The organism is Fibrobacter succinogenes subsp. succinogenes S85 (assembly GCF_000146505.1).
Taxonomy (GTDB): domain Bacteria; phylum Fibrobacterota; class Fibrobacteria; order Fibrobacterales; family Fibrobacteraceae; genus Fibrobacter; species Fibrobacter succinogenes.
This window is the reverse complement of record NC_017448.1, coordinates 927,063-951,096: the sequence shown is the minus strand read 5'-3', so window position 1 is coordinate 951,096 and position 24,034 is coordinate 927,063. Positions and strand designations below refer to the sequence as shown.

General features: G+C 50.1%; 20 protein-coding genes. 7 read left to right on the top strand and 13 right to left on the bottom strand.

Going from position 1 to position 24,034, the window contains the following annotated elements:
• The 5 genes from FSU_RS04040 to thiC form a co-directional block, all read right to left on the bottom strand.
• Positions 1-2,049, bottom strand: coding sequence for a sensor histidine kinase (locus FSU_RS04040; RefSeq protein WP_012820276.1), 2,049 nt, complete (start codon positions 2,047-2,049; stop codon positions 1-3).
• A 127-nt stretch (positions 2,050-2,176) separates the two neighbouring features.
• A complete protein-coding gene (locus FSU_RS04035; RefSeq protein WP_012820275.1) occupies positions 2,177-3,334 on the bottom strand; it encodes a LysM peptidoglycan-binding domain-containing protein in 1,158 nt (385 codons plus the stop codon).
• Positions 3,335-3,373: 39 nt separating this feature from the next.
• Positions 3,374-4,768, bottom strand: a complete 1,395-nt coding sequence (locus FSU_RS04030) for a hypothetical protein (protein ID WP_012820274.1) — start codon at positions 4,766-4,768, stop codon at positions 3,374-3,376.
• A gap of 21 nt (positions 4,769-4,789) precedes the next feature.
• Positions 4,790-6,571: an AAA family ATPase gene (locus FSU_RS04025; protein ID WP_014545329.1), complete on the bottom strand. Its 1,782-nt coding sequence runs from the start codon at positions 6,569-6,571 to the stop codon at positions 4,790-4,792.
• 41 nt (positions 6,572-6,612) lie between these two features.
• Complete coding sequence (gene thiC / locus FSU_RS04020; RefSeq protein WP_012820272.1) at positions 6,613-8,229, bottom strand: phosphomethylpyrimidine synthase ThiC; 1,617 nt, start codon at positions 8,227-8,229, stop codon at positions 6,613-6,615.
• 338 nt (positions 8,230-8,567) lie between these two features.
• Here thiC and FSU_RS04015 point away from each other — a divergent pair, with 338 nt between their 5' ends.
• The gene (locus FSU_RS04015) at positions 8,568-8,741 is read left to right on the top strand and encodes a hypothetical protein (protein ID WP_012820271.1); all 174 of its coding nucleotides are present in this window, start codon (positions 8,568-8,570) and stop codon (positions 8,739-8,741) included.
• Positions 8,742-8,744: 3 nt separating this feature from the next.
• Positions 8,745-10,265 (top strand): Na+/H+ antiporter NhaC family protein, encoded by a 1,521-nt coding sequence (locus FSU_RS04010; protein ID WP_012820270.1) that lies wholly within the window; start codon positions 8,745-8,747, stop codon positions 10,263-10,265.
• A gap of 7 nt (positions 10,266-10,272) precedes the next feature.
• Here FSU_RS04010 and FSU_RS04005 read toward each other — a convergent pair whose 3' ends face one another.
• Positions 10,273-11,187, bottom strand: coding sequence for a DMT family transporter (locus FSU_RS04005; RefSeq protein WP_012820269.1), 915 nt, complete (start codon positions 11,185-11,187; stop codon positions 10,273-10,275).
• Between the two features lie 153 nt (positions 11,188-11,340).
• Between FSU_RS04005 and FSU_RS04000 the strand changes: the two genes are divergently transcribed.
• The 3 genes from FSU_RS04000 to FSU_RS03990 all read left to right on the top strand — a co-directional run bounded on the left by FSU_RS04000 (position 11,341) and on the right by FSU_RS03990 (position 15,300).
• Positions 11,341-13,008 carry a glutamine--tRNA ligase/YqeY domain fusion protein gene (locus FSU_RS04000; RefSeq protein WP_012820268.1) on the top strand — a complete coding sequence of 556 codons (1,668 nt, stop codon included), beginning with the start codon at positions 11,341-11,343 and terminating at the stop codon, positions 13,006-13,008.
• Positions 13,009-13,194: 186 nt separating this feature from the next.
• The gene (locus FSU_RS03995; protein ID WP_012820267.1) at positions 13,195-14,187 is read left to right on the top strand and encodes a tetratricopeptide repeat protein; all 993 of its coding nucleotides are present in this window, start codon (positions 13,195-13,197) and stop codon (positions 14,185-14,187) included.
• Positions 14,188-14,262: 75 nt separating this feature from the next.
• A complete protein-coding gene (locus FSU_RS03990) occupies positions 14,263-15,300 on the top strand; it encodes a DUF3300 domain-containing protein (RefSeq protein WP_012820266.1) in 1,038 nt (345 codons plus the stop codon).
• Positions 15,301-15,331: 31 nt separating this feature from the next.
• On the opposite strand, the gene nth is transcribed toward FSU_RS03990, so the two are convergent.
• The 6 genes from nth to FSU_RS03965 form a co-directional block, all read right to left on the bottom strand.
• A complete protein-coding gene (gene nth, locus FSU_RS03985; protein ID WP_012820265.1) occupies positions 15,332-15,964 on the bottom strand; it encodes an endonuclease III in 633 nt (210 codons plus the stop codon).
• Positions 15,965-15,996: 32 nt separating this feature from the next.
• Positions 15,997-16,785, bottom strand: coding sequence for a serine O-acetyltransferase (gene cysE, locus FSU_RS03980; RefSeq protein WP_012820264.1), 789 nt, complete (start codon positions 16,783-16,785; stop codon positions 15,997-15,999).
• Between the two features lie 54 nt (positions 16,786-16,839).
• Positions 16,840-18,024 (bottom strand): phosphotransferase, encoded by a 1,185-nt coding sequence (locus FSU_RS03975; RefSeq protein WP_012820263.1) that lies wholly within the window; start codon positions 18,022-18,024, stop codon positions 16,840-16,842.
• Between the two features lie 197 nt (positions 18,025-18,221).
• A complete protein-coding gene (locus tag FSU_RS03970; RefSeq protein ID WP_041259995.1) occupies positions 18,222-18,584 on the bottom strand; it encodes a hypothetical protein in 363 nt (120 codons plus the stop codon).
• Positions 18,585-18,586: 2 nt separating this feature from the next.
• Positions 18,587-18,724, bottom strand: coding sequence for a hypothetical protein (locus tag FSU_RS16390; protein WP_012820261.1), 138 nt, complete (start codon positions 18,722-18,724; stop codon positions 18,587-18,589).
• A 231-nt stretch (positions 18,725-18,955) separates the two neighbouring features.
• Positions 18,956-19,753, bottom strand: a complete 798-nt coding sequence (locus FSU_RS03965) for a nitrilase-related carbon-nitrogen hydrolase (RefSeq protein WP_012820260.1) — start codon at positions 19,751-19,753, stop codon at positions 18,956-18,958.
• Positions 19,754-19,819: 66 nt separating this feature from the next.
• Here FSU_RS03965 and FSU_RS03960 point away from each other — a divergent pair, with 66 nt between their 5' ends.
• Entirely contained in the window at positions 19,820-22,171 is a 2,352-nt protein-coding gene (locus FSU_RS03960) for a hypothetical protein (protein ID WP_012820259.1), read from the top strand.
• Between the two features lie 101 nt (positions 22,172-22,272).
• Positions 22,273-22,968 carry a M15 family metallopeptidase gene (locus FSU_RS03955; protein ID WP_155808681.1) on the top strand — a complete coding sequence of 232 codons (696 nt, stop codon included), beginning with the start codon at positions 22,273-22,275 and terminating at the stop codon, positions 22,966-22,968.
• 63 nt (positions 22,969-23,031) lie between these two features.
• On the opposite strand, the gene FSU_RS03950 is transcribed toward FSU_RS03955, so the two are convergent.
• A complete protein-coding gene (locus FSU_RS03950; RefSeq protein WP_244263711.1) occupies positions 23,032-23,991 on the bottom strand; it encodes an L-threonylcarbamoyladenylate synthase in 960 nt (319 codons plus the stop codon).
• Positions 23,992-24,034 lie beyond the last annotated feature (43 nt).

Genomic DNA, 24,034 nt, shown 5'->3' with positions numbered 1-24,034 from the left:
TCATTCTGCCTTTTTGAATCTTACGGTGAATGTGGAGCCCTTGCCGGGTTTGCTGGTGAGTGAAATGGTCGCCTTGTGCGTTTCGGCTACGCGCTTTACGATGGCTAGGCCAAGCCCAGAGCCCTTTGTACTGCGAGTCATTTCGTCACCGACTCTATAAAAATCATTAAATATATTTTTTTGTTCCGAAGACGGGATGCCTATACCGGTATCGGCCACGGAGAAAACGACTCTGTCTTCGTCGGGGGCTACCGTTATAGTGATGTCGCCCGGAGCGTTTGTATACTTGATGGCGTTTTCGATAAGGTTCTGCACCAAGCTATAAAGAGCCGTGTAGTCGCCAACCACAAACATACTCGGCTCAATCTTTGTATTGAACATGAGCCCTTTCTCGACACCGATGTCTTCTACGTTATCAAAAACCTTCTGGACGCAGGCCGAAAAATCAAGCTTTTCCCAATGGAAACCGCCCTTGCCATGTTCCATGCGAGTGTAGTTCAAAATAGCGCCTATCAAGTTTTCAAGGCGGGTCGCTTCTTTGCCAATAAGGCCTGAATATTCTTGCACTTTCTCGACTTTCTGCACGCGTCCGCGGGCCATCATCTCGGCAAACATCTTGATGGATGTGAGTGGAGTCTTCAGTTCATGCGAAACGCTCGAAAGGAAGTTCGCCTTCATGGCCAGAAGCTTGTGTTCCTGTGTGAGGAAGCGGAACATTACAATGGAGCCGAGCAATACGGTAATGAGCGAGAACGACAAAAGCCCGTACATGAGGAACATGCGCTTGCGCGTTTCACGCTTGATTTCGCTTAAGCCTTTTTCGTACAAGGTTAGATTCCAGGAAATGACTTTGTCTAGAACAACTTGAGTCATGACTGCGGAACTGTCCGAAACGTGTCCGAGAATGAGAGTCTTGTCGGGACCTTCCGTAATGGAGAAGGGGATACTTTTCCAGCCTTGTGACGAGGTCTTGAGTTTGGAGCGCATGAGCTCGCGGTATTCATCGATGTTCACCTTGGCGAGCACGACCTGGTCCCCTGAAAGGATGGGGTAGCTCATCTTGATGAACGTGGACTTGTTGTCACTCATGATGTCGATGCCGCTCTTGGATGTTGTCTCCTTGTTCAGGAGAGCCTGGACGATATCTTTGTTGTTGAAGAATATGTCCATGTAGCCAAGCTGGCGGTTGAAGTTCTCGCGCAAGTTCCAGAAAGCTTCGCGTTTTTCTTGACTCAGGTTTTCAAAAGAAAGAATTTGGGTGAAGGCTGTTTCGAAGAAAAATCTTGCCGAGGGCAGGTTCTCGATGTTCTCGCTTTGCAAGAACTGGTTTAAAACGGCGATCGTGTAATCTTCAGCTTCTTTGTGTTTCTTTTGGGCAACGAGAATTTCAAAGTGCAGCAGGTTGACGGAACGCGTCAGGTCCGAATGGAGGTAGCCCTGCTGGTGTGGGTGCTCTTCGAGAATGTTTAAGAGTCGGAGCGCTTCGTCATAGTCCTTGGTTTTGTATGCGATACGCACAAGTCCAAGAATGTTCTGGATGTGGTCGTCAATGGATTCAAACGAAAAACGCAATTGGCGTGCCGAACGCGACAGGCTTGCGGGCTGCGGCATGGCCGACGTGACTTCTTCGCGGAACAGCATTTTTTCGATCTGGCTTGCGATGCTGTTTGAATAGTCCGAAGTCTTTGAAAAGTGCTTCGATGAAATGTCGGGGTAGATGAGTGTTCCGTTGTTGTACAGGAACATGGCCTCGATGCCGTTCACCGTTTTGAATTGTGTGGCGTTTCCGAAGTCCAAGAGGCTGTGCGGCTGTTCGTAAAGGTACAGCGAGGCGGACTTGATTTCCTGGAAAATCTTGTTCTGTTCCTTGCTGATGGTTGATTCGCATTGTTCGCGGAATGTCGCTGTGCTCTCGCTATAGTTCTTTTGTGCAAGGTAGGCTTCGTTCTGGATGTTCCGTACACTCAAGAACGAGAGAATTGCCGTCGGTAAGACAATTCCCCCTGCAAAAAAGGATAGAAAGAGAAGATTGCTACGAGATATCCGCATTGGAGCCCACTTCCTTAAAATGGAATATGTGCCAACAATTCAGGATAATTGAGTATAATGACACTTCCGGCCATCAAAATGGCTAGAATCGAAATCGCGATGCCGATGAAAATCAATAAGTTCTTTGTCACTGGGCCAAGTTCGCTTGATGGGTTATAGAAACCTTGTGTCCGATTTCAATGCGGCGGCTGTTCGAATAGACTTCACGAACGAGTACCGTCGATTCGTTTTCGGTGGCTCTAGCGATGATGCCGCGTCCAAGGAGTCTCGGTGGGAGACCTGCGTCAGACGTGTCTTCTTCCCAGATGGCAATGGCGTCTCCGGTATTGAACCCTTGCTTTGCGCCCTTGTCGACCAGGATGTAGGCATAAGCACCGATGATGAGCATCGGGTCCATCGTATAACGGATCATCGCCATGTCTTCGATTTTTGCTTCGGGGACGGCGGTGTAGCCGGAGACGTTCAATATATTGAGCGGCTGCTTTAGACGTGCCTTGGCGTGGTCAAGCTTGATTTCCCTAAAGCTCTGGACAATCTTTGCTCTTGAAAGTGTATCACCGATAGCGGTAATTTTTGCATAACCGGTAAGCCTTACTAGTGCGTAGTTGTCATAGCTCTTTCCCTTTTGAGAAGGAACTTCAATGGCGCGAGCATCCAGGATTTCGACAAGGTCACCCTTCTTGAGGCTTGCGTTTGTCTTGCGACCGATGCCAACGATGACTTCAGATTCAGGAATGTGGATAATCGGTTCCTTCTTTTCGCCAGTGCGGATGGAGAAGAAACGCTGGTCCTTCTTGATGGAATCGAGCGAATAGATTTCTGGAGCCAAAATCTGGTAATAGCCGTTGAAAATCTTTGGAGCAGGGCGCTTCTGATAGAGGTAGGTGTCCGCTGCTTTTTTCTTCTTGTGCTTCTTATCCTTGTCGCGGAGGTTTCCGAGCATGTTCTCGAAGTCTCCGTTACGGGCGTCGCGTTCATCGCAACCGACGGACTTGATGCCCTTTGGCAAGTTGGAATCGGCAACCGCACCTTCGCACGGTTTTGTCTTCGGGAGACGGTAACCGTCATCCTTGATGCCTTCGCCTAGATAGATGGAGTCGCCCGGATAAATCCAGTGCGGGTCTTCAATGTGCCTATTATTTTCCCACAAATCCGGCCATGCGAACGGATCGTTTAAAAATTCGGCGCTCAAATCCCAGAGGGTATCGCCTTTTTTTACCACGTAGGCAGATGCAATCAGAGCCGAAAGACCAAGACAGATCGAAGCACATTTTAAAAATCGCATACGTTTCCCTAAGCAAAAATTTGGTATTTGTTAAATAATTTAATCTTTTCTTTGCTTAAAAGTGGGCGTTTTTTGCACAAAATGAGGAATATCCGACGAATTTGAGCGCGTGGGGCGTTCTTTCGGGCGCTGGATATTGCGTGAACGGTGTGCAAGGGCCGGGTTCTGGCCCAAAATGCCAACTCTATCCGGTACAAACAAGAAGAGAATTTCGAAAGTTCCACGACCCGGTTCCATGTAGAGTGGAATGTTCTTGCGGAGCATGTAGCCTTCGTTACGGAAAGCCTTGATCGCCTTAGAGGCGGTTTCGAGGTTCCCGGTCTGCAAAAGAATGCGTTCAGGGCGCGAACCGGCGAGCGTCTGCACCATTTCGGAATTGATGGTGTCGTTGATGCCCAGGTTGAGGTAGAACGTCCAGCGGCCTTCAGCGTTATCGCTCTTCGAGAAGAATTTCGAGACGAAGTTTGCGTCCAGATGGCTGCGGTGGAAACGCATGTTCTGCGTGGCGAGGTTACGGATGTTCAGCTTGGAAGACTGCATGGCGGATTCGCGGCAGTCAAGTGCTTCGACCTGCTTGAAGAACGGGGCGAGCGATGCAGAAACGTAAGACGGGCCAGAGCAGAATTCGAAGAAACGGTCTTCGCGGTTCGGGTGGATGGCGTCCTTGATGCGCACGGGGAGGTTGAGCCATGCATCCTTGATGCGCGGCGTCCAGTCTAAAACATGCATGCTAAAGCCGGTCGAGGCAATCGGCATAAAGCTGCTGCCGAAGGAGCATTTGGATTCGACCTTCATGCCCTGAGCATCGGCAGGGTCAAAGAGACGGTCCGGCAAGCACTGGATCTGGTGGCAGCTGATGACTTCGGGGCAGCTGCGTTCGATAAAGTCGACGAACGTCTTGTAGCCGTGTGCCGAAATTTTGCCTTTGACATTCACTTGTACGAGGAGAGCAAAGCGGCCGTCGCCTGTGGCGCGGAACCAGATTTGGCGCAATGCTTTTTTGAAGATGCGCAAATGTTCCTTGTGGAGCTGTTCCAAGATGCGCTTCACGAGCTCAAGCGGCTTCATGTCGCGGGACGGAGCGTCAATGACCAGGTTTTCCTGGACACCGTGGTATTCCTTGATGATTCTCCAGTCGGAGTTTTCGGGAGTGGCTTCGGCGGTAAACCAGGCTTGCAACTTTCCCGGAATGCGGTCGTTTTCCATCCATGCGGCAACTTGGGTCTTGATGTCGTCGAACGAAAGAATTTTGCGGACAACAGGCTTTTCGGCCTTTGCCTTCTTTTCTTCGAGTTCATCGTCCTTGCGGACATCGGATTTTCTGGAAGCGTGGAACTTGCCTCCGGCGAGGGGTTTGCCGATTCTGTTGCCCATGGTGTTACGGGCAATGCTCCCTTCGGAGCGGCGTGAAAAACGATTGTTCTGTTTGTACATCTTTATAATCGTGTTGAATGTTTAAACTATAAATCTAGGATAAATCCAGGAGCATTCGCGGGCGAGAGTCTTCGGGAATTCGCGGAACGAGCCTTTAATCTGGTACGTGTTCAGGCTACCTTCAACCGGCGTGAGCGAAATGACGCTGTCGGCGCGGGATTCGAGGTAGGGGTATTCGCCTATGTTCGTGGAAGTCACGACGGCGCAACCTGTGAGGGCGATAATCGAATCGACCATTTGCATCAGAATCTGGTGCGGGGAGCCGCTGAGTCTTGAAGACTTCGGGTTGTGCAAAACGGCAGATATCGGGTCAATCACGACGACCTTGTAATCGTGATTTTCAAGCTTCTTGGCGCCTTGAATGCGCTTTGCGATGAGCTGTGCGATTTCAAGCGGTGTAAGCGCTGTGCCGCGGAGATTCAAGAAACCGAATTTGGGCGTGTTCGGCTGGAGGTTACGCTTTTCGCCAAGTAAAAAGAGACGGTTCAAGAACACGGACTTGGTGAGTTCCAAGTTGATGTACAGAACGTCGTTTGCATTTGTTGTGTTGCCGAGCCAGTCTTCGCCGTGGCAAATGGAAAGCGCCATGTCCATGAGCGCAAGCGACTTTCCGCTTTTCGGCGGGGCTGTGAACAAGAAAAATTCACCAGCGCGGAGTACGTTCTCGATAATGGTAACGTCTTTTTTCGGAGCTTCTTCGCTATCGCTTGCAAGTTCTACGAGCGGCTTTCCATCGAGCGAGTATTCCGCCCATTCGCGCCATTCCGTGAAATTCTTGGCGCCTTGTTCCAATGCGATGAGATACTGCTGCTTGCCGTTGCGGAGCACGCCTGGCATGCGGACCATCTGGTTTGGGTTGCGGTTGCCGTCATCGACTTTAAAGCCTTGCGATTCAAGCGTCTGGAAAAGGAAGTCTACGCGTTCCTTGTATTCTTCCTGGTCATGCGCTTCAATCTTGATCCAGGCCTGCACGGAGTTTGCGCCCGTGTTCACAAGGGCGGCGCAGGGGAGGTTCAATGCCTTGTAGTAAGCGAGCTGCTTCGCAAGCGTCATCTTCGGGTTGTCTACGACAACGTAACGGTAATGCCAGCTTTCGTCGGTGGCGTCGGCGCCGCCTTTCACTGCATTAATCGTGAGGAGCGCTCCGTCCGGACCGTCGAGCTGCTTCATGATTTTCTTGAGCGCTTCGTCTTGCGCGATAATCTTCGAGACGATTTCGCGAGAACCGGATGGTGTGTTCGAAATCTTGAATTCAACGGTTTCGTCGGGCTTGAACGTTGCCGCCAAGAGCTTTGCAAAGTCTTTGCGCCAGTCAGGGGCGGGCCATGGAATCGAGAGCGCTTCGGGGTCAATCTTGAAGTTCTGCAACAGCTCAAGAGACTGGTTGTCGAGACCGAGCGCAATCATCTGCTGCATCATCGTTGCTGAAATGGGCGAGATGACGGTTGGGCCCATGGCGGCATAGCCTGAAGCCATGCCCGGCTGGGCTTGGGCGGCTTGAGCCTGTGGAGCTTGTGCGGGTTGCGCTGCTGCTTGAGCGGCTTGTGCGGCTGCCTTTTGTTCGGCTTCGCGTTCGGTACGGCGCTTTTCTTCGGAGAAGGCGTTGCGCAAAATCTTCTCGACATCGTCTGCCGAGAGCCCCTCGTCGCGAGCCTTGCCGCCGAGCTGGAATGTGGCATCCATGAACGTCCAGCCTTCGTCAAGCGCGGCAACGCCGGCTTGGAACAAAGCCTTCTTTAGTTCATTCTGGTCGGCGAATTTGCTCTTTACGAAGTTGTTAAGAATTTTCTTTCCGTTTTCCATGGACACCTCCAATTCTCTCGGATGGTTTGGCTAGTTTCAGTTTACTTCAGCGGGTCGCTGTTCGGGTCAAGCTTGCCAGTCTTTACGTATTCCTGAATGTCTTTAGAAATGCGCATTGAGCAGAACTTCGGACCGCACATCGAGCAGAAGTGCGAGGACTTTGCGTTGTTGCCCGGGAGCGTTTCGTCGTGGAATTCTACGGCGCGTTCCGGGTCGAGCGAAAGCGCAAACTGGTCGTTCCAGCGGAAGCTGAAACGGGCGCGCGAAAGCGCGTCATCGCGGAAGTGCGCTGCGAAGTGGCCCTTGGCAAGGTCGGCTGCATGGGCGGCGAGCTTGTATGTCACCACGCCTTCACGCACGTCGTTCTTGTCCGGGAGGCCCAAGTGTTCCTTCGGCGTCACGTAGCAGAGCATGGCGGTTCCGAACCAGCCAATCATTGCAGCACCGATAGCGGACGTGATATGGTCGTAACCCGGAGCGATATCCGTGGTGAGAGGGCCAAGCGTGTAGAACGGTGCGTTGTGGCACATTTCAATCTGGCGGTCCATGTTTTCGCGAATCTTGTGCATCGGCACGTGACCCGGACCTTCAATGATGACCTGAACGCCCTTCTTCCAAGCGATTTCGGTGAGTTCACCGAGCGTATCGAGTTCGGAGAACTGCGCCATGTCGTTTGCATCTGCAATGGAACCCGGACGCAGCCCATCGCCCAAAGAAACGCAAACGTCGTATTTGGCGAGAATGTCGCAGATTTCGTCGAAGTGCGTGTAGAGGAAGTTCTCTTGCTTGTGGACCATACACCAGCGGGCGATGATAGAACCGCCACGGCTTACGATGCCTGTCGTGCGTTCCAAGGCAAACGGAATGTACTTGAGCAAAAGTCCTGCGTGGATCGTAAAGTAGTCGACGCCCTGTTCTGCCTGTTCAATAAGCGTATCGCGGAACACTTCCCACGTGAGGTCGTCGGCAATGCCGTTCACCTTTTCAAGTGCCTGGTACATCGGCACGGTTCCTATAGGTACCGGGCTGTTGCGCAAAATCCATTCGCGCGTTTCGTGAATGTCCTTGCCGGTCGAAAGGTCCATCACTGTATCTGCACCCCAGCGCACAGACCAGACCATCTTTTCAACTTCCTGTTCGATGGAAGATGCGACAGAAGAGTTACCGATGTTGGAATTGATCTTTGTGAGGAAGTTGCGGCCGATAATCATCGGTTCGCATTCCGGGTGGTTCACGTTGGCAGGGATGATGGCGCGGCCTTCGGCGAGTTCCTTGCGCACGAATTCCGGCGTGATGGCATCACCGTTGCTGCCAAAAATTTCGTCCATCTTCTGGTTTTCGCGGATGGCGACGTATTCCATTTCGCGAGTAATCACGCCTTCGCGGGCGTACTGCATCTGAGTCTTGTGGGCGCCGTCTTTTTCCAAGCGTTCGCGGATCCACGGTTCACGAATGCGTTCAAGTCCTTTCTTTACATCAATCGTCTTGTCGGGGTCGCCATAAGCGCCACTCGTATCGTAAACAGGGAGCACAGGGCATTTCGGGTCGTCGAGCGAAATTTCGCGCATGGCGACTTTCAAATCCGGGAAAATCTTGCCGGGGACATAAATCTTGCGAGACTGCGGAAAAGGCTTGAAAAAGCCGTTGGATTCAGACATAATCGTTCCTTTTGTTCAATTACGAACCAAGTTCAAGGGGTATAATCTCAGCCCGCGTATTGTGTGCAGGCACCCCAGTTATAATATAGATAATAAAATAGTGGGTAGTGGTTAGTGATTAGTGGTTAGGGGGAGTAGGCGGTAGACGGTAGGAAGGATGGCAGTAGGAAGTGGTTAGTGGCTAGTGGTTAGGGAGGAAAGCTGTCATCCTCCATTAGGAGGAGCCTTACAGGGTCTTGTTGTAGTTAGAGACTTTTTTTTGACGAAAAATGCAATTTTATTTTCGTGCAATAATTAGATTTTTTAGGTATTTTTTTGAAAAATGCAAAGGAGAGATTATGTCGGAAAAAGAGATGAACAACCAAAGGGCGATCTATGCGCTTTCTGACCTGAGGATGTATGCGAGTTCGCATTCCTTGGATGCGATTGATTACGCTATTGAAGTTTTGCAAAAATTGGAAAATGCAGGAATTAAAAATCCGCTTGAATCCTTAAAATCAGAGGAAAAGTAATTTATGGAACAGGCCACAAATACAATAATGGCTTATGGAACTTTCTGGGCTCTCGTGCCTGCTCTTGTCGCAATTATTCTTGCCCTTGTGAGTAAAGAAGTTTATTCATCGCTTTTTGTGGGCGTCATTGTCGGTGGGCTTCTTCTTTGCCAAGGGACTGGCTCGGGATTCTTTGATGCCGTTTTCAAGAATGGCTTGATTGCAAAAGTCGCAGACCCTTATAACGTGGGTATTCTCGTGTTCCTTGTTATGTTGGGTGCAATGGTCGCTCTCATGAATAGGGCGGGGGGCTCTGCCGCTTTTGGCAACTGGGCCAAGGCTCATATCAAGTCAAAAGTCGGTGCGCAGATTGCGACGATCTGCTTTGGCATCTTGATTTTTATTGACGACTATTTCAACTGCCTTACGGTGGGTAGCGTGATGCGTCCGGTAACAGACCGCTTCAAGGTGAGCCATGAAAAACTTGCGTACCTGATTGATTCTACGGCGGCACCGATTTGCATTATCGCCCCTATCAGTTCTTGGGCGGCTGCTGTTTCGGGATTCGTGGAAGGCGAGGATGGCCTCACGCTCTTTATCAAGGCGATTCCGTTTAATTTTTATGCGTTATTGACAATTCTTACGTTGTTCTTGGTTGTCGTTTGGAATGTGAATATCGGTCCGATGAAAAAGCATGAAATGCATACAAATGCTGTTGGTGGAAATATGGAAGACTTGAATTTTACATCGACGAAAGGCGGTGTCCTTGATCTTGTAATGCCAATTGCCTCTTTGATTGTGTTTTGCGTGCTTGGCATGATTTATACGGGCGGTTATTTTGCATCGGGCGATGCGGCGAAAGGCTTTGTCGATGCGTTTGCCTCTAGCGATGCGTCTGTCGGTCTTGCGATTGGCTCGTTTGGCGCTTTTGTCTTTACCGTTTGTTTCTATATGAGCCGCCGTGTGTTGCGTTTCAGTCACAGCATGGCTTGCTTACCGGATGGCTTCAAGGCGATGGTACCTGCAATTTTGATTTTGACTTTGGCATGGACACTCAAGGGTACGACGGATGCGCTTGGCGCAAAGGAATTTGTGGCAGGTCTTGTGAAGGGCGGTGCCGCTGGCTTCATGAACTTCATGCCTGCGATTATCTTTGTGATTGCGGCGTTCCTCGCTTTTGCAACGGGTACTTCCTGGGGTACGTTCGGCATCCTCATCCCGATTGTCGTAGCGGCGTTTGGCGGTGTGGATTACAGCCTCATGGTCATCTCGATTTCTGCTTGCATGGCGGGTGCCGTTTGCGGAGACCACAGCTCTCCGATTTCGGATACGACGATTATGGCAAGTGCCGGTGCAGAATGCAATCACGTGAATCACGTCAATACGCAAATCCCGTACGTGCTTGTCGTAGCCGCAATTTCATTTGTCACCTACATTGTCGCAGGTTTCACCCGTAGCGCAGTGCTTTCGTTGTTGTTCGGCCTTGTGCTTACTTTTGGTACGCTTGTGTTGATTAAAAAGCGTTCCAAGAAAAAAGGCGAATAACTCCGCACTATCGGCGTCTGATTTTGACTTGCGCAAGGATGACGGCGGTGAACATTAGCACGCAACCGATTGCTTCTTGAAGGGTGAATCGCTCACCGAGCATCACCCATCCAGAAATCACGGAAAACACAGATTCAAGGCTCATCAATAGCGATGCTATGGTGGGCCTTAATTTATTTTGCGCGACAATTTGCAACGTGAATGCGACACCGCTCGAAAGGATGGCCGCGTACAAAAGCGGAATCCACGGCTTGAAATGCGAATAGACCTCAATGACAGTGCCAAAACCCGCAAAACTCCCTTTCAAGTCCACGAAAAACATCGGAAAAATGGAAAGTGTTGCGACCACGAGAAACTGTATTGCCGAAAGTCTCACATTGTCCATGTAAGGGCCGTATTTCCCAACGACGAGAATGTGTGCCGCGAAGGCGAGTGCGCAAAGCAATAGGATAATATCAGATGGCTGGATGGTAAAATCTTCCTTGATGCAGAGCAAGTAAAGCCCTTCAAGCGTAATGGCAACGCAAAGCCAAATCTTAGGGGAAATCTTCTTGCCAAAAAATGTGCTTAGAATTGGGACAAAAATGATGTAGCACGCGGTGAGGAACCCCGCCTTTCCGGCGGAACATCCGAGAAAAAGCCCCGTCTGTTGCAAGTTCATGGCAAAGAAAAGCGTAAGCCCGCAGAATAAGCCTGCTATCCAGAGCGCCCTGTTTTCTTCTTTTGTTTTCGGCTTTCTAGGGCTTTTGTTGAATTTGTCCAATACCTTCGCCAGTCCGAAAAGGACACCTGTGGCGATGAAATTTCGCATGCACACGAAAGCGAACGGACCGACGTCGTTGCCTTCGATTTGGGCGACAAATGTGGAACCCCACAGAAATGCCGCCAGTACCATTAAAAAACTATATCCAATATTTGCCATTCTAGTGTAAAAATAGAAATGCTTGTCAAAGATTGTTCAGTCTAAGCCCTAAGTTCAATAACCTTATATTGCCACTATTTCCTCTCGTCTCTAGTCTCAAGTCTCTCGTCTATTTTCTAAATTTCCCTCGTAAAATTTTAAAAGGACCCTGTTATGGAAATCCCCGAATCTTCGAATTTTATTCAGGACATTATAGTTAATGACCTCCAGACCGGCAAGCGCGATCACGTGCTGACGCGTTTCCCGCCCGAACCGAACGGCTATATTCACATTGGCCATGCCAAGTCCATCTGCTTGAACTTCGGCACCGCCAAAAAGTTCGGCGGCTTTACGAACCTCCGCTTCGACGACACGAACCCGACCAAGGAAGATGTGGAATACGTCGATTCCATCCGCGAAGACGTGAAGTGGCTCGGCTTTGAATGGAAAGAAGAATTTTTCGCAAGCGACTACTACGACCAGATTTACGCCTTTGCCGAAAAGATGATTGAAATGGGCAAGGCATACGTCGAAGATTTGACTCGCGACGAAATGCAGGAATATCGCGGCAACGATGCCGGCAAGCCCTCCCGCCCGAGCCCCTATCGCGACCGCAGCGTCGAAGAGAACATGAAGCTCTTCCACGAAATGCGCGACGGCAAGTACGCCGATGGTGAAAAGTGCCTCCGTGCCAAGGTCGACCTCGCAAGCCCGAACATGAACATGCGCGATCCGGTCATCTACCGCATCAAGCATTGCACGCACCATCGCACTGGCGACAAGTGGTGCATCTACCCGATGTACGACTTTGCCCACCCGATTAGCGACTGGATCGAAGGCATCACGCACTCCATCTGCACGCTCGAGTTCGAAGCCCACCGTCCGCTTTATGACTGGTTCCTCATTGAACTTGGTTTGCAGAACCGTCCGCAGCAGATTGAATTTGCCCGCTTGAACCTCACGTACACGATGATGAGTAAGCGCAAACTCCTCGAACTTGTGCAGACAAAGGCTGTGCTTGGCTGGAACGACCCGCGTATGCCGACTGTTTGCGGTTTCCGCCGCCGTGGCTTTACCCCGAGCTCCATTCGCGAGTTCTGCAGCCGCATCGGTGTTTCCAAGGCCGACTCCATGGTCGATGTGAACCTCCTTTACTTCTGCATCCGTGAAGAATTGAACCAGACCGCTAACCGCGTGATGGCCGTGATTGATCCGGTCAAGCTCGTGATTGACAACTGGGAAGCAGGCAAGGTCGAAATGATCGAAGTCGAGAACAACCCGAACGACCCGAACGCTGGTACGCGTAAGGTGCCGTTCAGCGGTGAACTCTACATCGAAGCAGACGACTTCATGGAAGAACCGCCGAAGAAGTACTTCCGCTTGAAGCCGGAAGGCGAAGTCCGTCTCAAGGGTGCTTACTTTGTCACTTGCAAGAGCGTTGAAAAGGATGATGACGGCAAGGTCAAGGTCATTCACTGCGTCTACGACCCGCTTAGCAAGGGTGGCGAATCTCCGGATGGCCGCAAGGTCAAGGGCACGATCCACTGGGTTTCTGCCGCACACGCTGTGGATGCCGAAGTGCGCCTCATTGATAACTTGTTCACGCTCGAAGATCCTGCTCAGGTCCCGGAAGGCGAAGACTGGCACGATTACCTGAACCCGAACTCCATGGTTATTAAGCAGGCCAAGGTGGAACCCGCACTCGCCGACGCGAAGCTCGAAGACCGCTTCCAGTTCATGCGTCAGGGCTACTTCTGCCTTGATAGCGAAGACTCCAAGCCGGGTCACCTCGTGTTCAACAGAACTGTTGGCTTGAAGGATTCTTTCAACCCGACAAAGTAATTAAATAGTAGGAAGTAGACAGTAGGCGGTAGGAAGGAATTGTAATTAGAACATTTCTATTACATTCCTAATCACTAACCACTTATTACTGAATCATATTACCTCGGCTTAACCGCCGGGGTCTTTTGTTTTATTGTGATTATTTTGTATTTTGTTTTGCAGACTAAACTAAGAAGGAATGGGCTTATGAAAAATAAAATCCTAGTGTGGCTTTGCGTGTTTGTCTCGCTTTCTTTTGCCGAAGTTGAGAACCCGCTAAAAACGGCTATGGATCTTGTGAATGAATCCAAAACTCTTTATTCGCTGAAAATTGTGGATAAACCGTTTCCGGTACCAGATCGAAGCCAGTTGATCAACTTCCCGGTCTATCGCGAGAAAAAGGGCGATAGCTATGATGTGAAGGCGATTAAGGCTACGGGCGAGGCTAAAAAGTTGCTTGACAAGGCTGAAAATTATTTTGGTTCGCATCAGTATGCTAAGGCTCGCGATGCTTACACTCTCGCTTTGCAAGAAGACCCGAAACTGTATAGCGCGATAACTTATATTGGACAGACTTACGGTATCGAACGAAATTGGGACAAGGCTGAGCTTTGGTATAAAAAGGCGATTGAAGCAAACTACGTGGATTTTCTCGCTCACTGGTTGCTAGCCGATGTCTATAAAGTTAAGGGGCAAAAGGAAAAAGCTCTTGAAGAAATTTCTATCGCGAAAGTCCTGAACCGCAATAACCCGCGACTGGAAGCGTTGCGCAAGGAAATTTACGGATTAAATGGATTGAATATCAAGAACTGGACTTTTAACCCGCAGGTGAGTATTGCTCGTGACTCTGCGACTGGGAATGTGAATATGCAGTCCGATTCCATTTGGACGTATTATGCGTTTGTTCAGGCGGCATGGCTATATGAACCCTATTATAAAGAAAAGGCGAAAAAAGTGCTAATGCCGCAAACCATGTACCGTGAATGCCTGATGGGCTTACTGCCCTTTATGGAAAATAAATCCCTTAAGGAATCAGTTGAAGTGCTTCGACGGCTTGATAAAGCTCTCAATGCGGATAAATTGAGCGAATTTGTATTCTATGAAATACTCCTTCTGGATTATCCGACGGCATCGTTCCAGTTGGATAAAAAGCAAATCGAGGGCCTCAAGGATTACTTGATTTGGGCTAATCAAAAGTAGTTTTTGGATAATCTTGAAACCAAGAGGTGGTCGGCGGCATCTAATAAGATGTATTTTAAGGATAAGGAGGTTCCTATGTTTAAAAAGACGTTAAAATACGTTCTGCCATTGGTGTTTCTTTTGGCAGGATTGGCGAACGCCCAGACGCGCTATACGCCTTCGGAACTAGATACGCTTGTTTCGACGATTGCGCTTTATCCGGACCCGCTCTTGGTGCACGTTTTGGATGCGTCAACGCATGGCGATGACCTTCCGAGTGCATCTGCGTTTGCAACTGCAAATCGCCATTTGAAGGGTGATGATTTGGCAGCCGCAATTGAACGAGCCGAACTCGATTACGACGAGTCGGTGATTGCGCTTATCCCGTTTCCGGATGTTCTTCGCAAGCTTGCAAAATACGCCACATGGGCGAATCAGCTTGGTGAAGCAGTTGAAATGCAGAAAGCCGATGTGATGGACGCTGTACAGAGAATGCGCAAGGTTGCCCACAAGAATGGTTATTTGCATAGCGATGACAAGATTGCGGTGACCGTTGATGAAAATGTTTCAATCCAACCGGTCCGCGAAGAATATGTGTACGTTCCGGAATACGACCCGCGTGTTGTCTATTACGTTGTTTCGGACGGGAATATTCGTCTCCGTTATGTGAATGGAGTTTGGACTGGAGCTGGTCTCGTTTATTGGGGCTGGGATCCGTTCTATTACGATTGGGTGCATCGCCGCCCGCATTATCGCCGTCCACACCGCTATGCACCGCCTCCGCGCCGCCATGTAAGGCCGCGAAATGACAGGCCTCGTTATGATAGGCCTGCGCCTAGGCGTTTTGACAATCCGCCGCCGCCGCCGCGCCCGCATTCCAATGGCTGGCGTCCATCGGCACCTCCTCCGTCGCCTTCGTCAAATGTCTTGAAAAAATCGGCGCTTTCAGCTCAGGCTTCTTCGAACAATTCTCGACCGGCGCCTCCGCCACCGCCGAATTACAAGCGCCCGGCACCACCTCCGCCGCAGGCTTCTAGCTCAAATGACGATGAGGATCGTTGGCAATCGCGCCGTTCAGAACGTCATCATGGCTCGCATAGTGTGCCACCTCCGCCACCATCGCGTAGAAGGTAAGGTCAAAGACGTTGAATCTATTCTTTCGTCTCTAGTCTCTCGTCTTTCGTCTTATTGTGCTGCAAATTGGGCATTCTTCATCTTTATGCCCGCGCGCTTTACAGTAGTTGCGCCCAAAATAAATGATTTGCAAATGACGCTTTTCCCATTCTTCTTTGGGAAAAGCTTTTTTTAAATCCGCTTCGGTCTTTTCAACGCTTGAACCGTCGCTCAAGCCCCAGCGTTCGGCGAGTCGATGAATGTGCGTATCGACCGGGAATGCAGGGAGTTTAAAGATGTGGCTCATGATGACGCTTGCCGTCTTATGTCCGACTCCAGGGAGGCTTTCGAGTTCCTCGAACGTGTGTGGAACTTCGCCTTTGAACTTTTCGACGAGTGCTTGCGAGAGCTTGAAAATGTTCACGCTTTTGGTGTTAAAGAAACCGCAGGGCTTGATGATTTCGGCAATGCGGTCGACGCCGAGCTTGATCATCTTGGCGGGGGTGTTCGCTTCCTTGAAGAGGACTGCTGTCACCTGGTTCACGCGAATGTCTGTACATTGAGCGCTTAAAACAACGGCCACGAGGAGCGTGAATGGGCTTGTAAAATCTAGCGGGATGGGTGGACTAGGGTATAGTTCGTCTAGCTTATCGCTAATGAATTTGATTTTCGTGGCCTTGTTCATTTGCGCGATTCTCGCTTTGGACGTTCTTCCGTTTAATTCTTGTCGCGCGTGAAATCTTGCTGCATGTTGAAGCTCGGCATGTCGTCGTGCGGGTGACCCACCTGAACGGCAGGGACGCCTGCATAAGTCGTGTGCGCTGGAACATCGCAAAGCACCACGGCGCCTGCGCCAATTTTTGCGCCATCGCCAATGTGGATGTTGCCGAGCAACTGAGCGTGCGCACCGAGCATCACGCCGTTTCCGATTTTCGGATGACGGTCGCCGATTTCGTTACCGGTACCGCCCAAGGTCACGCCGTGCAAAAAGCTCACGTTGTTCCCGACGGTCGCAGTTTCACCGATGACGATATTTGTGGCGTGGTCCACCAAAAGTCCGTGGCCAATTTTTGCTGCCGGGTGGATGTCCATGCCGAACTTGCGGCTGATGATGCTCTGGAGCATCTTGGCGGGGAAGTGGCGGCCTTCTTCATAAAGGACGTGGGCTACGCGGTAGGCTTGCAGTCCTTGGAATCCCTTGAAGAACAGTAGTGGTTCGAGGGGACCCGTGCAAGCGGGGTCGCGGAGGACTGTTGCGTGCAAGTCCTTTGTCGCGCAAATGAGCAATTGGGGATACTTTTCGTACATGACTCGGAACATCTTCTCGAGTTCAGCGCGGTCAATGACTTCGCCGGCGAGCTGACAAGCGAGGGTTACTCCAAGCATATCCGCAAAATTCTTGCGGTTAAGGATTTGCTCTTCGAGCATCAACTTCGAAAACGGCTCGGTCTTGACGAGCTCTGCTGCGTCCTTGCGGAGTAACTGTTCCATTTCTTCTGGTGTCATGATGACGCCAAATATAAAAAATATGTGACCGCGGCGCGTTCCTATTTGCTTTTCTTATAACTCTAGCAATGCTTTGGCGGGAATCCAGAACCAGTCGGGGCGGAATTCTAGCTCGTAGCATGCTTCGTAGATGGCTTTTGCGAGAATGTAGGGCTTGGATTCCTTCTCGATTTCTTCGGTAGAAATCCCAGAGACCTTGGAATATCCTGTGACAAAAGCCTTTTGAGCTTCGGTCGGGTCGGTCTTGGCGACGGCGCCTGCATAGGCAAAGCTGCGCAACATCCCGGCGATATCGACAGCGGGGGAGCGGATGGTGCGTCTGTAGTCGAGGCTGCGCGTGGGTTCCCCTTCAAAGTCAATAATCTCGAAATGCTTTGTGCCATTTGCACTTTGCGTAATCAGCACTTGCCCGAGATGGTAATCCCCATGGATGCGCTGCTTTTTGATGGTCTTGTCGCTGAACGTTTCGCGGAGCAAGTCGCTATAGCGGATGCGCAATTCCGGGAGCTTTTCGCGCAATTTCGGAGCGTACTCGGTATCCGTGGAGTTTTTCAAAAGTTGCGTCAGTCGGTCAAATGGCGGTTCGATGCCGCTGTACTTGGGCCCGCTTAAACGCTTGAGGCTTTCGTGCATCTGCGCGGTGGACATCCCGAGCTGGAAAGCGTCCGTGCTATCCATGTTTTTGCAGAATTCGCTCCAGGCGTCAAGTGCGTTTGGGAAATGCTCTTCGAGGATTCCCCACGTGTAAACTTCACCGCCTTTGGCCTTGTAATTGCAGACGGCGTAAAGCCTTGGAACTCGGCTGCTGTCGGCCTTGTTCATCGCTTCAAGGATTTCGGCTTCGGGGTGTAAACCCGGTTCTAGCCTGCGGTATAGCTTGAAGAAAAACTTGCCGGGTGTGCAAAATGCGGAGTTGCTCTGTTCCTTTGAAACGGGCTTGATGCTAGTGAGCGCAGCCCTAGAAAATGGCGATGTAATTCTAAACGAGAAAAATCCGGAGTCGCCTGCGAAAACAGACTGTTGAGAACCATCGAGGAATGCGTCTTCGAGAATTTTACCGACCGCATTTTCGTCATCGATGATGGTGTAAATGTCGCTTTCGCCATCGTCAAACGAAACTTTGATAAGCCTGATGCGCGTGTTGCCGGCTTCTGTGGAGTCAAGCGTGTCCGCGCGTAAGATGGTTCTGTTTTTTCCCATGAACCAACGTTGCTTGCTAAAATACTTGATAAGGTTCATAGTCCGAATATATAATTTTTGATTAGAAAATATTTTTTTAATAATAATCTATTTGACCAAAATAATGTATAATATAAAACGTAGGAGATGGAAGGGTGGATTCTCCTTGGAAAAACAAAGAAAGTGTCTTCGATTATGGTCGATGTTTGGTCGATACGGATTAGGAGAGGACACTTTCTTTTCTTTTTTGCCCTAAATTATTTTCCCGGATTTTGGAGAGGGGCGAAATAGCCTTGCGTGCGCAATGAAGCTAGAACCTTGAGCTGTTGCGGGACGGGTTCACGCGGTAGACCTTCAATCACGAACGGGGGAATCTGCTTGATAGGCTTGAATGCTTCTGGAACATCGCTGTAATCGCAGAGCTGCCATGCGGCAAGCAGTTTTTCAATGAATTCCGTCCATGGAAAGTTGTCGGACGGATACATTGTAAATCTTGCGGGCTTGAGGTTATCCCTCGCATCGAGCAGGAGACTCCCGTCTTTATAACAAGCAATAACGGCGGCCTTGCGTGAAGCACCGTCGGTTGCTTTTTGGGCGGGTATGTTCAGAATGAGCTGCAAGCCTATGCCGTAGCGAGGAGTTCACGCTGGAGAAGGCTGTACTCGTATTCCGAAATAGAGGTGATTTTTAAAATCAGCTCGCGCTTGAGCCCTGCTTTGATGAGCTCTTTTGCTTCGTCAATTTTACTTGTTGTTGCCATATTAAGCCTCTTTTCTTAAAAGACGTAATATAAAAATAATCTTTCTGTGACGAAAATGTCAATACTGGAAAGAAAATTTTTTGGCAAATATATAAAATTTGTGTTCTGTAACACGTTGATAGTCAATGAATTAAGCTTGACTGATTGTCCAAGAGCCTTTGAACCACATCCATTTATAGTGTGATTCAGTTCACTTGATTCGTACGGATGGGTCTATGATTTGCGCCAGTTCTATAAAAATTCTGGAGGGACGATGCCTTCGAGAACGGGGAAGGATTTACGATAATCACGTTCAGCTTGGAGGTCCAGTTCGGCAGAAATGACCGTTTCGCTTTGGGTCGGTCCTTCGGCAAGAATGTCTCCGTTTGGCGAAATAATGAGGGAAGTCCCTGCAAGCGGGAGCTTTTGGGCGTTGCTTTCGCTGACGGCGTTTACGGCGGCGATATAGACCTGGTTTTCAATGGCGCGGGCTCTGAGGAGCGTTTCCCAATGGGCTCGTCTCTTGGCGGGCCACGCAGCCTGGATCGTGATGAGGTTTGCGCCTTTTTTGGTTACTTCGCGGAAAATTTCGGGGAATCGCAGGTCGTAGCAGATAAACGAAGCAATGGACCAATTGTTAAACTTAAATAAATTAATTTCACTACCCGCCTTGAAGCTTTCTTTTTCGGGGAAGAACAAGTTCATTTTGTTGTAGCCGCGGAATTCCTGGGCTTCGTTGGGCTTGTAGATGCTTACGTGGTTATAAAATCCGGTGCTTGCGCGGGTAATGCCTGCACCCATGATGGTACAGTTCGTTTCGTCTGCAATTTCGGAGAGGGTGCGTGCTGTTTCACCAGTACAATTTGAGCTGAAGTCTTCAGCGGCTTTGTCGAGGTCTGCGGGGACATACCCTGTGGCGAACATCTCGGGAAGGAGCACGAGACTCCCCGCATTGGGCTTTGCATCGAGAATCATCTTCTTTGCACGGGCGAGATTTTCGGTTTTGTTGCCTTTGGCGCTGTCAAATTGGACTAAATAAACTTTAAGCATGCGTATAATATAAGATGTTGAGGAACCACATGAATTTTTCTTGCATAAAATATCTATTTTGAAAGTATGAATTTCCGCTTATTTTTCAGTTTTGTCCTGTTTATTGTGGTTGGGGTCTTTGCGGCTTCGCCTACAACGGTTATCGGTGTCGTCCTTGAAGCAGAATCGGATTTGCCAGTCAAGGATGTGGCTATTACGTATCAGTCTGGCAAGCGAATCGGGGAGACGGATTCCCGAGGTCGTTTTGAACTCACGGTGGATTCCAAGAATGCATCGCTCGTGTTCAAGAAAGAGGGCTTCGATAGCGTCTTTGTGGATTTGCAGGATTATGCTGACCTCCTGGACATGGTGATTACGCTCAGCACGAATGTCACGAATCTCGGTGCAAGCACGATTATTGGCGATGGCGAACCGATCAAGTGGGAAGTTGAACGTACAGTGAAACTCGAAAAGCTCGAAGATGCAGCGGGCATGCGTTTTGACTTGACGGAACACTTGAGCCAGATGCCTGGTGTTTCTGGACAGAAGGATTTTAGTAGCGCCCTTTATTACGATGGATCTCGTGCAAGCGATGTTGCCTATCATTTGGGCCGCCTCCGCATCCCGAACATGCGCCACCTGGACGTGGGTTTCCCGGGCAACTTGTCTATCATCAATCCGCATACGTTGAGCGGGATTGAAGTGCATGACCATTATGGACAGGGACCTGTTGGTCAGGGCTTGGCGACATCTATCCAATACATTCCGGAACAGACGAAGGGCGAGTGGGGGCTGAGAGGCTCTGCCGGTCTTACGCTCCAGGAAGTTGTGCTTGATGCTCCGTTCTTTATCTGGGATAGCTTCCGCTTTGCGTTCCGCCGCCTTGATGGCGATATGCTCAAGAACCTTGGCGAAAAGTTCTTTACGGAATTCCGCAAGCGAGGTGACGATTGCTCTGGCGACTGCAAGGTGAAGTCTTCGGACCCGTTTGACCTTTCGGCATTTGATATTTATGCCCAGTTGAACGGCTCTGATTCGCTTGGTAACAAGACTTGGGCTTTGCGTGCCTTGTACAGTTCCGACGAATATACGATTAGCCAAGATACTTCGTCCACTTACGGTGCTATCAATTCAATTGATATTATTGATGGTAGCCAAAGCTATTTGGTTATTGGCGCTGAGTACGCTTCGAAGTTTGGGGCTAGCTTCCATGCAGGACTTGTTCGCGAAAGCTTGAGCGATACGTTGCGTGATACGACCGGATTCCGTTCGGGAAAGCTCTCGGATGAATCTGCAAGAACATTTATTGACGGTTATAGCCAAACGCATACGACGCTCAGTGCCGGTGCAGACAAGGATTTCCATGCTGATATCTTTGGTGCGGGTTTGCGTGGTGCCGTTCTTTATGAACATCATTTGGTTGAACGCAGTTTCCCGGTTACTGGTGGCGAAGAAAGCAGCGATTACCAGACGGGCGTTTTGTCTGGCGCTGTAACGCTTGACTGGAAGGATAATTATTCGGAGCACATGCTTTCTGTGGGTGCTGTGGCTGATGCTATGGACCATAAGGCTTTGCCGACGGCCTCCTTCGATATGGAACGCAATTTGTCCAAAACGGACTCGGCTTATTGGAGACTCTTTGGTAATGCTGCCTATCGTGCAGACTGGAAGCATTACTTTGACGATGGCGATTTGACCGGACGTTTGGAATCGGGAACATCGCTTAAGCTTGGCTTTGGCTACCGTTCCAAATACTTGGTGGCACAGTTCTCGGGCTTTGGACGTTTCTACTTTGATCCGCTCCTCCCGTTGCCGAAGGCTTTTGCCAATTACAATGATGTGACTCCGGTTGATTACGCTTGGGTTTCTGGTGCCTCGGGCTCGCTTGAATGGAAAACGTCGCACCACTTCTCGATGGCGATGAATGCAAGTTCTGTGTACGGTGAATACGAACTTGAAAATGGAAAGTCTTTGCCGTGGGAAGCAAACTCTCGCTTTGATATCGTTTCTCACTTTAGATATTATCCGCGAAAGGACTCGATTGTCTCGGTGATTTTGACGCACCATGCGGCATGGCATAGACCGCTTTACTACTATGCGATTAAGCCTGCATCGAATGGCAAGGGCGGAACTCGAGAGCTTAAGGACTACAATGAATTTACGGATTTGTACAGAACAGATGTTCGTGTGAATCTCGATTTGACGAAGACGAAGGGATTCTTTAGAAATGCAAGATTCTACCTTGAACTCGATAACATCTTCTCGAAGCTTGATGTGGCTGCTCTCAAGTTCCTCGGTTCGGAAAACGGACGAGAACGTTCTTGGGTCGCTCGCGATAACGACAAGAATACCGCGAATGGCTATGACCTCGTGCCGTTTATAGCAAAGGGCATGGGACTCTACTTCCAGTTTGGCGTAGAAGTGCAATTGGGAATTTAATTAGACGAGAGACGAAAGACGAAAGACGAAAGAAAAAAATTGTCAAGGTTAGTGAAACGAGGTCATCTTTGGCACGTTTCTTTTTTGTTGTAATTTTTATAGTGTCAACGTTTTTTTCGTTTGCGCATGAGACGGATAGCTTGTTTGTGCCGCCGAAGCCTGCAAAGCCTTTGCGTTATTGCTCTTCGGCAAAGCAATGGGTGGATTACGCCAGTCACGATTCTAATTTGGTCGAAATTACGTATATGCGCGGGCTCCGCATGGACCTGCGCTATGCCACGTTTAACAACGTGACCGGTCACGACATGTATTGCGGTATCCAGCGTGCATTTATCCATAAAGACGGTTTGCCAAAGCTCAAACGTGCGCTCTCGATTATCGCCAAGGAATTACCGGGATATTCGCTTGTAATCTTTGATGCGGCGCGTCCGATGTATGCGCAATCGGTTCTGAAACAATCTGTGGCGGGGACGCCTTACAGTCATTTCGTTTCGTCGGGCAAGACGGGCGGGCTCCACAATTACGGGCTTGCGCTTGATTTAGGCATTGCCGATAGCACTGGCAATTTGCTAGACATGGGGGCTGACTTTGATTCGTTTGAGCGTTGTGCGGGATTTGTGGGCGAGGCCGATGCTTTAAAGTCCGGGCGCCTTACTCAACAGCAAATTGATAACCGCAATTTGTTGCGCAATATTATGAAGCGTGCGGGGTGGGTGATGCTCTCTAGTGAATGGTGGCATTTCAACGCTTTCACGCGTGCCTATACTAAGGAACACTACCCGCTGTTTCCGATTTGAGCTTTTCCGATTACAATAACCTCATACCCCATAGCCCAGAGGCACGAAGTGCCGACCTCATGGCTATAATGACTTAATGCTTGCGCGTTTCAAGCGGTCGTTGAGCGCCATGCCAACGCCTGTGTTCGGGATGGGGTCCACGAGAATCAAATCGAACTTGGGGTCGTCAAGGTCGTGCATGAATGCGTAAAGCTTGGAGGTCGCTTCGACCATGTCGCCTGTTGCTGACAAATTTACAGTTGCAGGAACAGGGCCTTGCTGTGTACCGAATGCTATGCGAACGGTATGCTCGGGGAGCGCGTAGCCTGCTGGAACTTCACCGTAGTAAAGCGGGACTTGCGGGCGGTAATGCGTGTCGCATTGGCCGGGGGCGAGCATTGGCTGGCCCGGCTTGGATGTAGATTCCTTGATTTTCACTTCACCGAGAATGGCCTTGAACATCTCTGGCGTGATGGCGCCTGGACGCATCACGGTCGGTTCACCGACGAGCGAGATGATGGAACTTTCGACGCCAACGGAGCACGGCCCGCCATCGACGATTCCCGCGATGCGGTCGGCGAGCTGGGCGGCAACGTGTTCAGCGGTCGTGGGGCTCACGTGCTTAAAGAGGTTTGCACTTGGAGCGGCAAGCGGGAGTCCGGATTCCTTGATGATTGCCTGTGCAATCGGATGGCTCGGGAAGCGCACGGCCACGGAGGGGAGGGCGCTTGTGCAAAGGTCGGGGATGCAATCCTTCTTGGGAAGGATAATCGTCATCGGGCCCGGCCAATAAGCTTCGGCGAGTCTGTAGGCGCTATCGGGGATGTCCTTGGCGATGTCGGTGAGTTGAGCAATGTCTGCGATATGGACAATCAGCGGGTCGAACGTCGGGCGTTCTTTAGCTGCGAAAATCTTGGCGAGAGCTTTGGGCTCGAAAGCGTTACCGGCGAGCCCGTAAACCGTTTCTGTCGGGATGGCGACGACTTCGCCTTCCTTGAGGAGGCGGGCTGCTTCGCTTACACTTGTCCATGGCGGAAATTTCATGACCCAAAAATAGAAAAAGGATGGCTTTTCTGCCATCCTCTTT

Bases quoted from the DNA above. Each gene is read 5' to 3' on its own strand.
- FSU_RS04000 (WP_012820268.1), top strand. From the start codon at position 11,341: ATGGAAATCCCCGAATCTTCGAATTTTATTCAGGACATTATAGTTAAT.
- FSU_RS16390 (WP_012820261.1), bottom strand. From the start codon at position 18,724: ATGGCAACAACAAGTAAAATTGACGAAGCAAAAGAGCTCATCAAAGCA.
- nth (WP_012820265.1), bottom strand. From the start codon at position 15,964: ATGAACAAGGCCACGAAAATCAAATTCATTAGCGATAAGCTAGACGAA.
- FSU_RS04030 (WP_012820274.1), bottom strand. From the start codon at position 4,768: ATGTACAAACAGAACAATCGTTTTTCACGCCGCTCCGAAGGGAGCATT.
- FSU_RS04040 (WP_012820276.1), bottom strand. From the start codon at position 2,049: ATGCGGATATCTCGTAGCAATCTTCTCTTTCTATCCTTTTTTGCAGGG.
- FSU_RS03960 (WP_012820259.1), top strand. From the start codon at position 19,820: ATGAATTTCCGCTTATTTTTCAGTTTTGTCCTGTTTATTGTGGTTGGG.
- FSU_RS04010 (WP_012820270.1), top strand. From the start codon at position 8,745: ATGGAACAGGCCACAAATACAATAATGGCTTATGGAACTTTCTGGGCT.
- FSU_RS04005 (WP_012820269.1), bottom strand. From the start codon at position 11,187: ATGGCAAATATTGGATATAGTTTTTTAATGGTACTGGCGGCATTTCTG.
- FSU_RS03975 (WP_012820263.1), bottom strand. From the start codon at position 18,024: ATGAACCTTATCAAGTATTTTAGCAAGCAACGTTGGTTCATGGGAAAA.
- FSU_RS04035 (WP_012820275.1), bottom strand. From the start codon at position 3,334: ATGCGATTTTTAAAATGTGCTTCGATCTGTCTTGGTCTTTCGGCTCTG.
- FSU_RS03965 (WP_012820260.1), bottom strand. From the start codon at position 19,753: ATGCTTAAAGTTTATTTAGTCCAATTTGACAGCGCCAAAGGCAACAAA.
- thiC (WP_012820272.1), bottom strand. From the start codon at position 8,229: ATGTCTGAATCCAACGGCTTTTTCAAGCCTTTTCCGCAGTCTCGCAAG.
- FSU_RS04015 (WP_012820271.1), top strand. From the start codon at position 8,568: ATGTCGGAAAAAGAGATGAACAACCAAAGGGCGATCTATGCGCTTTCT.
- FSU_RS03950 (WP_244263711.1), bottom strand. From the start codon at position 23,991: ATGAAATTTCCGCCATGGACAAGTGTAAGCGAAGCAGCCCGCCTCCTC.
- FSU_RS03995 (WP_012820267.1), top strand. From the start codon at position 13,195: ATGAAAAATAAAATCCTAGTGTGGCTTTGCGTGTTTGTCTCGCTTTCT.
- FSU_RS04025 (WP_014545329.1), bottom strand. From the start codon at position 6,571: ATGGAAAACGGAAAGAAAATTCTTAACAACTTCGTAAAGAGCAAATTC.
- cysE (WP_012820264.1), bottom strand. From the start codon at position 16,785: ATGACACCAGAAGAAATGGAACAGTTACTCCGCAAGGACGCAGCAGAG.
- FSU_RS03990 (WP_012820266.1), top strand. From the start codon at position 14,263: ATGTTTAAAAAGACGTTAAAATACGTTCTGCCATTGGTGTTTCTTTTG.